This is a genomic window from Ochrobactrum sp. SFR4 (assembly GCF_019730395.1).
Lineage (GTDB): Bacteria > Pseudomonadota > Alphaproteobacteria > Rhizobiales > Rhizobiaceae > Pseudochrobactrum.
The window spans coordinates 1-277 of record NZ_JAAPBB010000713.1; the positions used below are offsets into that span (position 1 = coordinate 1).

The 277-nt window shown below is 54.9% G+C and carries 1 protein-coding gene; it reads left to right on the forward strand.

Translation table 11 applies throughout. The features are described 5' to 3' along the window. Positions 1–277 (forward strand): IS110 family transposase (locus HBA93_RS20920; protein WP_221724553.1); only part of this gene is annotated, 277 nt, incomplete at both ends.

Sequence of the window (277 nt, forward strand, 5' to 3'; positions counted from 1 at the left end):
GTTCCTGGTCGTAAGACCGATGTCAGCGATGCGGCATGGCTGCGCCAACTGCACTCCTATGGTCTGCTTCGAGGAAGCTTTCGGCCGAATGCACAAATTGCCACTCTGCGTGCATATTTGCGGCAACGAGAACGACTGGTCGAATACGCTGCCGCTCATATCCAGCATATGCAAAAGGCGTTGATGGAGATGAATCTTCAGCTTCACCATGTCGTGTCAGACATCACCGGCGTCACAGGCATGAGGATCAACCGGGCAATCGTTGCCGGCGAACGAG